11 protein-coding genes and 1 pseudogene are annotated in these 12,967 nt (G+C 70.5%); 2 read left to right on the forward strand and 10 right to left on the reverse strand.

What is annotated here, in order from left to right; genetic code table 11:
• Window positions 1-98: 98 nt before the first annotated feature.
• Window positions 99-1,901, reverse strand: a pseudogene (locus ACIA79_RS02900) (recombinase family protein); the annotation flags it as partial.
• 296 nt (window positions 1,902-2,197) lie between these two features.
• Window positions 2,198-2,491 (reverse strand): hypothetical protein, encoded by a 294-nt coding sequence (locus tag ACIA79_RS02905; RefSeq protein WP_399426346.1) that lies wholly within the window; start codon window positions 2,489-2,491, stop codon window positions 2,198-2,200.
• A gap of 598 nt (window positions 2,492-3,089) precedes the next feature.
• On the opposite strand from ACIA79_RS02905, the gene ACIA79_RS02910 reads away from it, so the two are divergent.
• Both ACIA79_RS02910 and ACIA79_RS02915 read left to right on the forward strand, forming a co-directional pair.
• Window positions 3,090-4,292, forward strand: coding sequence for an Ig-like domain-containing protein (locus ACIA79_RS02910; RefSeq protein ID WP_399426347.1), 1,203 nt, complete (start codon window positions 3,090-3,092; stop codon window positions 4,290-4,292).
• Between the two features lie 148 nt (window positions 4,293-4,440).
• Complete coding sequence (locus ACIA79_RS02915; protein WP_399426348.1) at window positions 4,441-6,042, forward strand: alpha/beta fold hydrolase; 1,602 nt, start codon at window positions 4,441-4,443, stop codon at window positions 6,040-6,042.
• 45 nt (window positions 6,043-6,087) lie between these two features.
• Here ACIA79_RS02915 and ACIA79_RS02920 read toward each other — a convergent pair whose 3' ends face one another.
• The 8 genes from ACIA79_RS02920 to pcaC form a co-directional block, all read right to left on the reverse strand.
• Window positions 6,088-6,963, reverse strand: coding sequence for an amino acid ABC transporter permease (locus ACIA79_RS02920; protein ID WP_399426349.1), 876 nt, complete (start codon window positions 6,961-6,963; stop codon window positions 6,088-6,090).
• Window positions 6,960-7,604: an amino acid ABC transporter permease gene (locus ACIA79_RS02925; protein WP_399426350.1), complete on the reverse strand. Its 645-nt coding sequence runs from the start codon at window positions 7,602-7,604 to the stop codon at window positions 6,960-6,962. The genes ACIA79_RS02920 and ACIA79_RS02925 overlap by 4 nt, the downstream gene beginning before the upstream one ends.
• Before the next feature lie 11 nt (window positions 7,605-7,615).
• Window positions 7,616-8,527, reverse strand: coding sequence for a glutamate ABC transporter substrate-binding protein (locus ACIA79_RS02930; protein WP_399426738.1), 912 nt, complete (start codon window positions 8,525-8,527; stop codon window positions 7,616-7,618).
• A 20-nt stretch (window positions 8,528-8,547) separates the two neighbouring features.
• Window positions 8,548-9,291: an amino acid ABC transporter ATP-binding protein gene (locus tag ACIA79_RS02935; protein WP_399426351.1), complete on the reverse strand. Its 744-nt coding sequence runs from the start codon at window positions 9,289-9,291 to the stop codon at window positions 8,548-8,550.
• A 135-nt stretch (window positions 9,292-9,426) separates the two neighbouring features.
• Window positions 9,427-9,870, reverse strand: a complete 444-nt coding sequence (locus tag ACIA79_RS02940; RefSeq protein ID WP_399426352.1) for a DUF6278 family protein — start codon at window positions 9,868-9,870, stop codon at window positions 9,427-9,429.
• Window positions 9,871-9,939: 69 nt separating this feature from the next.
• The gene (locus tag ACIA79_RS02945) at window positions 9,940-10,719 is read right to left on the reverse strand and encodes an exodeoxyribonuclease III (protein WP_399426354.1); all 780 of its coding nucleotides are present in this window, start codon (window positions 10,717-10,719) and stop codon (window positions 9,940-9,942) included.
• A gap of 42 nt (window positions 10,720-10,761) precedes the next feature.
• Window positions 10,762-11,394 (reverse strand): MBL fold metallo-hydrolase, encoded by a 633-nt coding sequence (locus ACIA79_RS02950; protein ID WP_399426355.1) that lies wholly within the window; start codon window positions 11,392-11,394, stop codon window positions 10,762-10,764.
• A gap of 53 nt (window positions 11,395-11,447) precedes the next feature.
• Window positions 11,448-12,935, reverse strand: a complete 1,488-nt coding sequence (gene pcaC, locus ACIA79_RS02955; RefSeq protein WP_399426739.1) for a 4-carboxymuconolactone decarboxylase — start codon at window positions 12,933-12,935, stop codon at window positions 11,448-11,450.
• Window positions 12,936-12,967: the final 32 nt, after the last annotated feature.

Here is a 12,967-nt window from a genome sequence, read left to right on the forward strand (position 1 = left end):
TCAATAGCCAGCGGCTTAAGGCTGACCTCCACGCGGATGGGGTCCGGCCTCCAGGCCGGCTGCCCAGGCGCATCCCTCAGCAAGTCCATCATCTGGCTCCAGACGCCCCTCTTGAGCCAGCGGTTCGCGGTCGTCTGGAGGGTGTCCGGCTTGCCGTACTCGGCGGGCAGGTCCCTGTACTTCAGACCCGTACGAGCCTTGTGAAGAAGAGCTTCCACCACCATTCGCCGGTCGTACTTAGCGTCAGATCGGCGGGGCTGCACCAAATGTGCAATGCGCTCCCCGCGCTCATCGGTGAGCGTGGGCACGAGTCGTCCATTCTCGTGAAACCACGCGGTCACCATGCAAGGCACTCCAAATCGGCGTTCGCCGGAGTCCACCACTTTGGCGATCAATCCAGCAGCCTGAAAAAGCTCATCCCTTTCCGCTGCCGTCATGTCTCCCATGCTGGCTCGGGCCGCCTCGGCCAGCCGCTCGAAATCGCGCGCCCTCTCCCCCGCTTTCGCCGCGTCGCGCTGCCAGGCGAGCGCCTCACGGCGCAGCTTCTCCAGGTCTTCCAGCTCTTGGTTCAAGGGCTTCAGCGTGCGCTCCACGGAGGCTTCAGCCTCCTCCTCGGACAACCCCTGCTTAATGGCCTGCCTCGCAGCCACGGCCATTGTCACGTTGAGGGTTTGGCGCTGCTCGGCGATCTGCTGGTCAAGGGCGGCAATGCGACCGACGTAATCGACGTGCTCCGACGTGGCTTCCTTCACCCAGTCCTGCGCCATGGCCTTCATCTGCTCGGCGTCACCGAGCGTGCGGCGCACGTCCTTCCAGACCTGCTTGTCAACAACATCCACGTCCAGCGGAGGGCAGTCGCATGTCCCGCCAGCACCCGCGTACTCCTCTTCCCGCCTCTTGCAGCGGTAGACGTACGAACCGGGGTGCTGATTGTGGCCCCGATACGTGCTGCCGCACGGGCTGACGAGCCGGCCACCGGAGAGCAGATAAACCCGGCTCCCCTTGGGAGCGGTCCTGGGCTCTTCCGCCGCAGCGGCTTTGAGTTCCGCAACCTCCTCGGGTGTGAAGATGGGCGGCAACGGGATGATGACCTGTTCGCCGTACGTCAGCGTGCCGTCCGCGTTGCGGGCAGCTCGCATTCCCCGCCAGACGATGCGGTTGTTCAGCACCGCATCACCAAGCAGGCGGCATCGAATGTTCTTCTTCGTCCAGGGCTTGCCGGTCTTGGTGAAGAGGTTCTCGCTGTTGAGCAACAGCGCAACAGCCGACCAGCTTCGGTATCCGAGGTAGAGATCCCGTCCTCGCCGAAGCGTCTTCGATTCGGAAGCGGACACGCTGAAACGCCCGTCGACAACCTCCCAGCCGAAGGGCACAGCGCCGCCGACGTAGCCCCCCTCCGTTGCCTTCTCCTGGATGCCGCCCTGGGTGCGCCCGCGGATCAGCTCGCGCTCCTCCTCGGCGAAGTCCGCGTCCTTCCGCATCTGCGACCGGCCAGCGGGCGTCGAGTTGTCGTAGTCCTTCTTGACGACGGCGACGTACACGCCAAGGTCTTCCAGCTCCCAGACCCAGCGCCAGAAAGCCCGGCCGGTGCGGCCGATGACGCGACCCTCGTTGACAACCACCATGTCGAACGGCCGCGGAGACTTCTGCGCGTCGGCCATCAGCCGCTTGAGGTCCGGTCGGTCACGCGCCTCCAGGCTTCCGCTCAGCCCTTCATCAGCGTACGTGTCAACGTGCGCCCAACCCTTGCGCTGGATGTAGCGGGCCGTGGCCTTGCCGGTGTACGCAATGCCGTAGCCGTCGACCTGCTCCTCGGTAGACACCCGCAGGTAGTCCACCGCCCGCAGTGTCGTAACCCGCCGGTCCGCCACGTTGATGGCGGACATGAGAGTCTTGGTCATGTCAGTCCTTCCGCGACTGGCAATAGACCCCGGTCAGCGCGCCCACGCTGCCGGGGTCACTCATATCTGGCGGCAATCCTAGGACGTGCCACTGTCGGCTCGGGGCCGAAAGAGGATCTCCAGCACCCGCCGATACGCGACGGGGTCCGGCTCCTCATCGCGCCACGTGAAACTCACCTGTATTTCCGGATCACTCTCCCCCGCGAAGTGCTCCCGGAGCCACTGGCTCGCCTTTTCTCCGTGCGGTGCTGCTCCGTCCTGCATGATCCCTCCGTCCCGCCCCGCAAGGGCAGGATCTATGCCGCCGTGCGGCAGCTGTGGGTCTGCGCCCCGGGGTCGTGCTTGGGGCACGGGTGCTGTACCGCCTGGCCGCACCAGCGGCAGGCGGGAATGGCCTTCAGGCCACACAGGCAGACGGGGACGATGAGGTCCCACAGGGAGCCCCACTCGTCTTCGGTGTCGTGGCCGATGTCGGAAGCGATGTCCACCACGATCCGGCTGGCGATGGCCAGGAGCCGTGAAGCCGCGGTGTCCTGGTCGTTGTCGGTGGAGAACGTCGGGGTGGGGACACGCATGTTCACCAAGGCCATCAGCAGAATGCGGGTCTTGTGGCTGCCACGGATCCCGGCGACCATCGACGCCGAGGCCCGCCGGAAGAGGATGTTCTGTGCTGCCCAGCATGCGAAAGCGGGGGCAACGGCTCTTTGCCGGTAACCCCCGCGCTACGGAGCGGCTGAGCGTCTGCACTCGAGACCCACACAAGACCCGCGGGGGCCTGCTGCCGCTCCCGGAAGTCGCCCCATCAGCTGTCAGGCCGCCTGATGTCCTCCGGCCGTGCGGGCGCCAGCGCCCGCAGGATCTCCTCTGCGCGTGCAGTCTGCTCGGAGGTGGGCACGGGCCGGAAGCGGCCCGTGGGGTCCGCGCCAGGGCGCGTGTACGACCTTGAACGCGATGCCATGTTTCACCCCCATGGTTTCGCCAGGCAGCCGGAGCCGTGCCCGGCACACTCGGCGCGGCCTGTGCCGGCTGCGAGTACTGCGGCGCCGGAGGCGCCGGCGGAGCGCGCGGCGGTGTAGTCCGCCGGCTCGGTATCTCCGGCCGGGCCGGGAATTCTCCGTTTTGAGGCAACCCGGCGCCCGCGATCCCCCTCTCACTCGGGGACGAAAGATCGCATCGGAGGATTTCCCGTTGAGCCTGCCCCGCCGCACCCGCCCGCGCAGCCCCTTCCGTACCGCCGCCCTGGCCGGCACGGCGGTTCTCGCCGCGGCCGCCCTCACCGCCTGCTCGGGCGGTCCGGGGGCCGCGGGCGCCGACGAGGAGGACGGCCGCGGCGCGAAGCCCGCGACGCGGATCTCGGTGAACCTGTCCGGCAAGCAGGCCGCGGCGGGCGAGCCGGTCCGGGTCACCCTGGCCGAGGGCACCCTGAAGCAGGTGACGGTGACCGGTTCCGACGGCGCGACGCTCGCCGGCGCGGTCTCGGCGGACGGGCGGACCTGGACCTCGGCGCGCAAGGCGGCCCCGGGCACGAGCTACACGGTCGAGGCCCGGGACGACCAGGGCGGTACCGCGCGGGCGGACTTCGCGACCGCCGCCCCCGGCAAGGTCAACAAGCTCACGCTGGCCCCCGGCAAGAACACCACCGTCGGCATCGGCCAGCCGCTGTCGATCGTGTTCGACCACCCGGTGAAGAACAAGGCCGAGGTGGAGAAGCACCTGAAGGTGACGACGTCGAACAGCACGACCGGCTCCTGGGGGTGGATGCAGGACTGGTCGGGCAAGGACCGGGTGGACTGGCGCCCCGAGAAGTACTGGCAGTCCGGCACCAAGGTCACGCTCAAGGCCGAGCTGAACGGCATCGACAGCGGCGAGGCGGGCGGCTGGTTCGTCCGCGACTACACGACGGGGTTCACGGTCGGCAGGAACCAGCTCGTCAAGGTGGACCTGGACACCCACCGCCTGAAGCTGCTGCGCGACGGCGCGGTCGTGAAGGACGTCCCGGTGTCGGGCGGCACGCCGGGCGGCGACAAGGCGTCGTGGCGCGGCAGGACCGTGCTGATGTCGAAGGAGGGCACCATCAACATGCGTTCCGAGACGGTGGGTCTCGGTGACGCGTACGACAAGATGGTGGACTACTCGATGCGGCTGACCTGGTCGGGGATGTACGCGCACGCCGCGCCCTGGAACGCCCGGTACATGGGCAGCGCCAACCGGAGTTCGGGCTGCATCGGCATGACCGACGCCGACGCCAAGTGGGTCTACGAGCAGGTGCAGGTGGGCGACCCGTTCGAGGTCGAGGGGGCCGACACCAAGGGCACGCAGGCGCTGAACAACGGCTACGGCGACTGGAACGTGTCCTGGGCGGACTGGCAGGCGAAGAGCGCCCTGCGCTGACCCGTCCGTCACTCCTGTCCCACCCGTTGCGGCCGCGGTCGCTGACACGACGTCCAATAATCGTTACCGCCGCGTAACTTACCGATGGGTTACCTGCGGTAAGGCATCCGTGCTTTCCTTCGGTTCACCTTTCAAGTGTTGATCAGCGATGGGGGATCGAACCGTGGGAAAGCCGCGCACCGCCCTGCGTACGACGACGACCGGCGCCGTCTCGGCCGCACTGCTGGCCGGGACGGCCCTGGCGGCCGCCCCCGCGGCGGCGGCCGCACCCGCCGCGACCGCGGCGCCGCCCGGTATACGGTTCGTCGACATCGCCGGGGACGGCGGCACGGTCCTCAAGGCCAACGTGGTCACGCCCGCGGGCGCCGAGGAGGGCCGGCGCTACCCGGTGATCGTGCTGCCCACCAGCTGGGCCATGCCCCAGGCCGAATACCTGGCCCAGGCGAAGAAGCTCGCCGACGCCGGCTACGTGGTGGTCAGCTACAACTCGCGGGGCTTCTGGCAGTCCGGGGGGCACATCGAGGTGGCGGGCCCGCCGGACGTCGCCGACGCCTCCAAGGTCATCGACTGGGCGCTGGCCCACACCCCCGCCGACCCGGAGCGCGTCGGCATGGCGGGCGTCAGCTACGGCGCCGGCATCAGCCTGCTGGCCGCCGGGCACGACAAGCGGATCAAGGCCGTGGTGGCCATGAGCGGCTGGGCCGACCTGATCGAGTCGATCTACAGCGGCCGTACGCAGCACCTCCAGGCCGCCGCACTGCTCGGCGGCGCAGGCCGGCTCACCGGCCGCCCGAGCGCCGAACTCCAGCGGACCCTCGAGGACTTCCTCGCCTCGGACCTCTCCAAGGAGCAGGAGATGATGGCCTGGGGGGCTAAGCGCTCCCCCGCCGCACACCTTGACCGCATCAACGCCAACGGCGCCGCGGTGATGCTGGGCAACGCCTGGGGCGACACCATCTTCCCGCCCAACCAGTACGCCTCCTTCTACGAGAAGCTCAAGGGCCCCAAGCGCCTGGAGTTCCGCCCCGGCGACCACGCCACCGCCGAGGCCACCGGTCTGCTCGGGCTGCCCAACGACACCTGGACCAACGCCCACCGCTGGTTCGACCACCACCTCAAGGGCGCCGACAACGGCATCGACCGCGAGCAGCCGGTCCAGCTGAAGTCCCGTACCACCGGCGGCTACGAGGGCTACCCGGACTGGAGGTCGGTCGGCGCGGCCGAGCGCAGGATCGCCCTGCCGGACAGCCGCAAGGTGTACGCGAACGTCGACTCGGGCGCCAACGGCGGCATCGTGATGCTCTCCAACACCCTCGACCAGTTCCTGAAACTGCCCCCGATGGCGTCCGTCCCGCTCCTCCCCCGCTCCTTCGCCGCCGTCTGGCAGTCGGAGCGGTACGCCTCCGCCCGGCACGTCCGCGGGACGGCGAAGCTGCACACCACCGTCACCAGCACGAAGCCGAGCGGCACCCTCGTCGCGTACCTCTACGACGTGGGCCCGCTCGGCCTCGGCAAGCTGGTCAGCCACGCGCCGTACACCTTCCACGACAAGGCACCCGGACAGCCCTTCGCCGTGGACCTGGAGCTGTTCTCCACCGCCTACGACGTCCCGGCCGGCCACCGCCTCGCCCTGGTCGTCGACACCGTCGACCCGCTCTACATCGAGCACAACCCGTCCGGCGCGCGGCTGACCTTCTCCTCGCCGTCGTCCGACCCGTCGTACGTGTCGGTACCGCTGCGCGAGGAGTGATCTCCGGCCGCTGCCGGGCGGGCATGGCCCTGCGTGCACTGCTCCCTAGGGCTTGGGGGCCGTTGGAGGGCCCCCGCCCGGCAGCAGCGTCCCTGGTTCGGCCGGCGCGACCTGCAGGCCCCCGGTCCTGGGACTGCGCCGCTCTTTCCTGGCCACCCAGGTGGCGAACCAGGACAGGAGCATGCACATCCCGATGTAGATCGGAGAGATCACCAGTACCACCGGGATGAACGGCAGATCGTAGTCGAGGTTCGACGCGATCAGCTTGCCCGCGTGGAGGAACTCCTCGTACGTGACGAGGAAGCCGAGCGAGGTGTCCTTGAGGGCGACCACCAGCTGGCTGATGATCGCGGGGAGCATGGCGCGCACGCCCTGAGGCACCAGGACGTGGCGCATGACCTGCGTCTTGCGCATGCCCAGCGAGTAGGCGGCCTCCCGCTGCCCGCGCTCGACGGAGCCGACCCCCGCGCGGAAGACCTCGGCGAGCACGGAGCCGTTGTAGAGGGTCAGTCCGGCGACCAGCGCGGGCAGCGGCTGCACCTGGAGCGCCACGAAGATGAAGAAGATCATCACCAGCACGGGCATGGCGCGGAAGAACTCGACCACCAGGGTGGCGGCCCAGCGCAGGACCCGGTGCTCGGACAGCCGCCCGAGGGCGAGGACCGCGCCGAGCGCGAGGGAGAGGACGGCCGCGAGCGCGAACGCCTTGAGCGTGTTGCCGAGGCCACGCAGCAGCAGCTCCTGGATCCCCTCGTACGCGAAGGGGTTCCACTTGGCGTAGGTGAACTGCCCGGTGTCGAACAGGAGGTACAGCACCCAGCCGGCGAGGACCGCGATCACGGCGGTCGCGAGGAGGCCGTAGGTCAGGTGCCGTCTGCGGGCCCGGGGGCCGGGGATGTCGTACAGGGCGGTGGTCGTCATCGGGCGACTCCCCGGCGCCGCTCCAGCCCGTGGAAGAGCAGGCTGATGGTGAGGGTGATGATCAGGTATCCGAGGGCGATCCAGATGAAGGTCCAGATGATGCTGTAGCCCAGTTCGTTGAGGGTCCGGTAGGTGCCGAGGAGCTCGGTGACGCTGAACGCGCCGGCGATCGCGGAGTTCTTGGCGAGGGCGATCAGGGTGGAGCCGACGGGCGGGATGACGGAGCGGAAGGCCTGCGGCAGCACGATGCTGCCCAGGGTCTGGCCGAAGGTCATGCCCAGGCTGCGGGCCGCCTCGCCCTGCCCGGCCGGCACGGTGTTGATGCCGGAGCGCAGCGCCTCGCAGATGAAGGCGGAGGTGTAGCAGCCGAGCGCGAGGACCGCGAAGACCTGGAAGGGCAGGACCAGGCCGAAGCGCGGCAGACCCAGCAGAACGGCGAAGAACAGCAGGGTGAGAGGGGTGTTGCGCAGGACGGTCACCCACACCGTGCCGAAGGCGCGCAGCGCGCGGACGGGTGCCACGCGGAACGACGCCATGAGGAAGCCGAGCACCAGGGCGAGCAGCGAGGAGTAGACGGTCAGCTCGACGGTGCCGAGGAAGCCCTCGCCGTAGACCGACCAGTTGTCTGTCAGGACGTCCATGAAGCGCCTCCTCAGGTCGCCGGGTAGCGGTCGATGGGGGGTGGCTCAGGAGCCGGTACGCCCGACAGGCCGAGCGTGGCGTCGTACGCCTTCTTCCAGTTGCCGTTCTTCTCGTTGGCCTCCAGGGCGTCGTCGAGGGCGAAGCGCAGGACGTTGTCGGAGCGCGGTACGCCGATGCCGTACGGCTCCTGCGAGAAGGGCTCGCCGACCACCCGGAGCTCGTCGGGCACCTTCGCCGCGAAGCCCAGGAGGATGGTGTCGTCGGTGGTGACGGCGTCGACCTGGTAGGTCAGCAGGTTGTCCACGCAGACCGCGTAGGTGTCGTACGCGACCAGTTCGGCCCCGGGGTACTCGGCGGCGATGCGCTGGTAGGGGGTGGAGCCGGCGGCGGAGCAGACGCGCTTGCCGGCCAGGTCCTGCGGGCCCTTGATGTCGTCCTCGTCGGTGCGGACCAGGAGCGACTGACCGGCCAGGTAGTAGGGGCCCGCGAAGCCGACGAGCTTCTTGCGGTTGTCGTTGATGGTGTAGGTGCCGACGTAGTAGTCGACCTGGCCGTTCTGCAGGGCCGTCTCGCGGTTGGCGGACGCGATGGTCCGGAACTCGATGCCGGCCGGGTCGAAGCCGAGGTACGCGGCGGTCATCCGGGCGATCTCGATGTCGAAGCCGAAGTACCGGCCGGTGGCCGGCTCCTTCTCCCCCAGGTAGGGCTGGTCCTCCTTGGCACCGACGATCAGCCGGCCGCGGCGCTGGGCGCGGTTCCAGGTCGGGGAGCCGGGCAGCCGGAAGTCCTTCGCCACCCGGTAGACGGGAAGGGCACCGGGCTGCGGGCCCTTGACGGGCGGGCTGCCGTCCTTGCCGCAGGCGGTGCCCGCGACGGCGAGCAGCGCCAGCGCGCAGGCCGTGAGGGCTCGTCGGGTACGCATCATCGGTCCGCACGCCCCTGTCAGTGCTTGAGGATCTTGGAGAGGAAGTCCCTGGCGCGCTCGCTGCGCGGGCTGGTGAAGAACTTCTCGGGTGTGCGGTCCTCGACGATCCGGCCGTCGGACATGAAGACGACGCGGTTGGCGGCGGAGCGGGCGAAGCCCATCTCGTGGGTGACGACGACCATGGTCATGCCGTCGCGGGCGAGCTGCTGCATGACCTCCAGCACCTCATTGATCATTTCGGGGTCGAGCGCGGAGGTCGGCTCGTCGAAGAGCATCACCTTGGGGTCCATGGCGAGGGCGCGGGCGATGGCCACCCGCTGCTGCTGGCCACCGGAGAGCTGCGCCGGGTACTTGTCGGCGTGGGCGGCCAGGCCGACGCGGTCCAGCAGCTCCCGGGAGCGCCGGTCGGCCTCCTCCCTGCCGCGCTTGCGGACCTTCATCGGGGCGAGGGAGAGGTTGTCCAGCGCGGTCCGGTGGGCGAAGAGGTTGAACGACTGGAAGACCATGCCGACATCGGCGCGCAGGCGGGCCAGGGCCTTGCCCTCCGCGGGGAGTTCCGCACCGTCGACCGTGATCGTCCCCGACTCGATGGTCTCCAGCCGGTTGATGGTCCGGCAGAGGGTGGACTTGCCCGAGCCGGACGGGCCGATGACGACCACCACCTCGCCGCGGCCGACGGCGAGATCGATGTCCTGCAGGACGTGCAGCTGCCCGTAGTACTTGTTGACGTTCCGTAGTTCGATCAACGGATCGACGGCCATACGCTGCCCTGCCCCATGCTCGCTGTGTCGAGGTCAGCGCAAACTATCCATCCCCAAAAGGGACTTATTACCGTCGACACGCATAAAGGAGGCATAAGCCGTATTTACCGAAATCAGGGTGCGCCAGGGGATGTCCTAGCCCTCTGCGGCTTCCGCGTAGACCTGGGAGAGCTCGGGGGAACCGCTCATCGCCCAGTCCAGACCGGCCTCCACGACGTGCAGCTCCCGGCCGGAGGCGAGCCGGACGACGGGGTGGCCGCCCGGCGTCAGGTACCACGACGCGCCCGGCACCGTCCGTACGATGACCGTACCGAGGTACAGGCCCGCGTCATTGCCGAGCCAGGGCAGTTCCTCCGGGTCGTCGCGCCAGCGCGGCGGAAGCTGGTCGATGGCCTCCAACGAGCGCGGGGTGTCGTCGAGCCGCACCCCGAACTCCTGGACCCTGGCGCGCAGCAGGTCGCACTCGGCGAGCATGTCCGCCACGCCCTCCGGGTCGCTCCCGCTCTCCCCGCCGACGGCGGTACGGGCCCGCTCGTCGGCGTTGCGCTTGCGCCAGGCGTCCAGGAAGGGGATGTTCATACCGCCCAGCGTGGCACCGAACCGCCGGGCGCACTACAGGGCGCGCGAGAACGGCCGCCCCGCCGCCTGCTAGACGTCGAGGTCGACGACGACCGGCGCGTGGTCGGACGCGCCCTTGCCCTTGCGCTCCTCGCGGTCGACGTAGCTGTCCTTGACCGCGTCGGCGAACGGCTTGTTGCCGTACACCAGGTCGATCCGCATCCCGCGGTTCTTCGGGAAGCAGAGCTGGCGGTAGTCCCAGTACGTGAAGGGGTGGTCGTACTTGAGGGGGCGCGGGACCACATCGCTGAGGCCGGTCTCCCGCAGGCCGGCGAGCGCGGCGCGCTCGGGCGCGGTGACGTGTGTGGAGCCCTCGAACGCCGCGGCGTCGAAGACGTCGTCGTCCGTCGGCGCGATGTTGTAGTCGCCGAGGACCGCGAAGGGGCGCGGGCCCGCCGCGTCCTCGGCGACCGCCGCCTGCAGCGCCTCCAGCCAGCGCAGCTTGTACGCGTAGTGGTCGTGGGCGACCTCGCGGCCGTTGGGCACGTACACCGACCAGACGCGGACCGGGCCGCAGGTGCCGGAGATCGCCCGGGGCTCGGCCACGCCCTCGTACTCCGGTCCGCCGGGCAGGCCGTGGACGACATCCTCCAGGCCCACCCTCGAGACCAGGGCCACGCCGTTCCACCGGCCGGTGGCGTGCACCGACGATGCGTAGCCGAGCTCGCGCAGCTCGTCGGTGGGGAACTGCTCCGCGGTGCACTTGGTCTCCTGGATGCACAGCACGTCCGTGCCGCTGCTCTCCAGCCAGGCCAGCAGCCGCGGCAGCCGGGCGGTGATCGAATTGACGTTCCAGGTGGCGATGCGCATGTCCGCAAGCCTAACCGGGGGGTGTGACAGCCGGCGGGGTCGTCACAGGTCGGTGGCGTCGCCCGGGGCCAGCCGGCCGTGCACCGTACCGCCGAGGGCGCCGATCTGGCGGTCGTAGATCGGCCGGGCCAGATCGGTGAGGAGCGCGTCGTGGATGTCGATGGCGCGCTGCGGTGCCACCTCGCGGACGTAGTCGATGACCTCGGAGATCTTGTTCCAGGGCGCCATGACGGGGAGCATCAGCGTCTCGACCGGCCGGCCGGGCAGGGTGAGGGCGTCGCCGGGGTGGAAGACGGAGTCCTCGACCAGGAAGCCGATGTTGGTGATCCGCGGGATGTCCGGATGGATCACGGCGTGCAGTTCGCCGTGGACCTCGACGTCGAAGCCGGCCGCGGTGAAGGTGTCGCCGTGGCCGACGGTGTGGACGCGGCCGGGGAAGGCTGCCGAGATCTGCTCCGCCACACTGCGCAGGGTCCAGATCCCGGCACCGGGGTTCGCCTCCAGGGCCGCCCGCAGGCGGTCCTCGTCGAAGTGGTCGGGGTGTTCGTGGGTGACGAGGATGGCGTCGGCGCCCAGGGCGGCGTCGTGCTCGCTGAAACCGCCCGGGTCGATGACGAGGGTCTGTCCGTCCTTCTCCAGCCGGACGCAGGCGTGGGACTTCTTGGTCAGTTTCATGGGGGCATCCTCCCTCCTGGGCGCGGGTCCGCGCCGCCACGACGTGGCACCTCTCACGCCTCGGGCGGCGTGGTCTCCTCGCGGATCACCTGCTGGGCCACCCTGAAGGCGGAGTTGGCCGCCGGGACGCCGCAGTAGACGGCGGTCTGGAGGAGCACCTCCATGATCTCCGCGGGCGACAGCCCGTTGCGCAGGGCGGCGCGCGTGTGGAAGGCGAGCTCCTCCCGGTGGCCGCCGGCGACCAGCGCGGTGAGGGTGACGACGCTGCGGGTGCGGCGGTCGAGGCCCTCCCGGGTCCACACCTCACCCCAGGCGTAGCGGGTGATCAGCTCCTGGAAGTCGCGGGTGAAGTCGTCGGCCTCGGCCGTGGCCCGGTCCACGTGCGCGTCGCCGAGCACCGCGCGGCGCACCTTCATCCCGGCGTCGTACGGGTCGGGCCGTCCGGCCGGCGCGGCCGCTTCCGGCACGGCCGGCTGCGCCACCGGCCCGGCCATGGCGGCCGGGGCCGGCGCGGGTGCGGGTACGGCGGCCGCGGCCGGAACGGGCGCGGACGGCGCGACCGGGCCCGGGTGCGGGGCGGGCGCGGCGTGGTGCGCAACGGCCGCGTGGGGTGCGTGCGGCGGTACGGCGTGCGCGGCGGGAGCGGCGATCGCCGGCATGACGGGCGGCGCCGCGAGGGCGGCCAGGCCGGCCGTCGAGTCCGGCGCGGCCTGCCACGAGGTCGAGAAGTGGCGGACGAGCAGGTCGGTGACGGCGGCGGGCTGCTCGACGGGCGCCAGGTGCGAGGCGCCGGGCACCACCGCGAGGCGGGCGTCCGGGATGCCCGCGACCAGCGTGCGCGCCTCGGCGGGCCCGGTGACGCGGTCCTCCGAGCCGACCAGGACGAGGGTGGGGACACCGACGCGGCCGAGCTCGGCCCGTACGTCGAAGGCGGCGAGCGCCTCGCAGGCGGCGACGTAGCAGCCCGGATCGGTGGTGCGCACCATCTGCACGGCCCAGTCGACGATGGCGGGCTGGGCGGCGGCGAACCCGGGGGTGAACCAGCGCTCGGGCGCGGTGCGGGCCATCGGGTCGAGGCCGTTGGTGCGGACGATCACGCCGCGCCGGCGGAACTCGTCGGCGGTGCCGAACCGGGGCGAGGAGGCGACCAGGGCGAGGGAGGCGAGGCGGTGCGGGGCGCGCAGGGCGAGGTCGGTGCCGATGGCGCCGCCGATGGAGCAGCCCGCGTAGCCGAAGCGGTGGACGCCGAGCCGGTCGAGGGTGGCGAGCAGCCGGTCGGCGAGGTCCCCGACGGCGGCCGCGGGGTCGGCGGGGGCGCCGCCGTGGCCGGGCAGGTCGAAGCGGAGGACCCGCCACTGCCGGGTGAGCTCGGGTATCTGCCGGTCCCACATGTGCCAGGTGGTGCCGAGCGAGGGGCCCAGGATGAGGACGGGTGCGTCGTCGGGGCCGTCGAACCGGTACTGGAGCGTCTTCGGCGCGCCGTCCGGGTCGGGCGCCGGGTGCTCCGGCACGAGGGCCCCGGGCGTCAGGGGCGCCGGCATCGGGTGTCCCGGCGTCAGGGGCGGCTGCGGCG

Origin of the sequence: Streptomyces sp. NPDC051310, assembly GCF_044455245.1 — a bacterium.
Classification (GTDB): domain Bacteria; phylum Actinomycetota; class Actinomycetes; order Streptomycetales; family Streptomycetaceae; genus Streptomyces.

Excerpts from the sequence above, each read along its gene's own strand:
- ACIA79_RS02905 (WP_399426346.1), bottom strand. The coding sequence starts at position 2,491 with ATGGCCTTGGTGAACATGCGTGTCCCCACCCCGACGTTCTCCACCGAC.
- ACIA79_RS02915 (WP_399426348.1), top strand. The coding sequence starts at position 4,441 with ATGGGGGATCGAACCGTGGGAAAGCCGCGCACCGCCCTGCGTACGACG.
- ACIA79_RS02920 (WP_399426349.1), bottom strand. The coding sequence starts at position 6,963 with ATGACGACCACCGCCCTGTACGACATCCCCGGCCCCCGGGCCCGCAGA.
- ACIA79_RS02925 (WP_399426350.1), bottom strand. The coding sequence starts at position 7,604 with ATGGACGTCCTGACAGACAACTGGTCGGTCTACGGCGAGGGCTTCCTC.
- ACIA79_RS02930 (WP_399426738.1), bottom strand. The coding sequence starts at position 8,527 with ATGCGTACCCGACGAGCCCTCACGGCCTGCGCGCTGGCGCTGCTCGCC.
- ACIA79_RS02935 (WP_399426351.1), bottom strand. The coding sequence starts at position 9,291 with ATGGCCGTCGATCCGTTGATCGAACTACGGAACGTCAACAAGTACTAC.
- ACIA79_RS02940 (WP_399426352.1), bottom strand. The coding sequence starts at position 9,870 with ATGAACATCCCCTTCCTGGACGCCTGGCGCAAGCGCAACGCCGACGAG.
- ACIA79_RS02945 (WP_399426354.1), bottom strand. The coding sequence starts at position 10,719 with ATGCGCATCGCCACCTGGAACGTCAATTCGATCACCGCCCGGCTGCCG.
- ACIA79_RS02950 (WP_399426355.1), bottom strand. The coding sequence starts at position 11,394 with ATGAAACTGACCAAGAAGTCCCACGCCTGCGTCCGGCTGGAGAAGGAC.
- pcaC (WP_399426739.1), bottom strand. The coding sequence starts at position 12,935 with ATGCCGGCGCCCCTGACGCCCGGGGCCCTCGTGCCGGAGCACCCGGCG.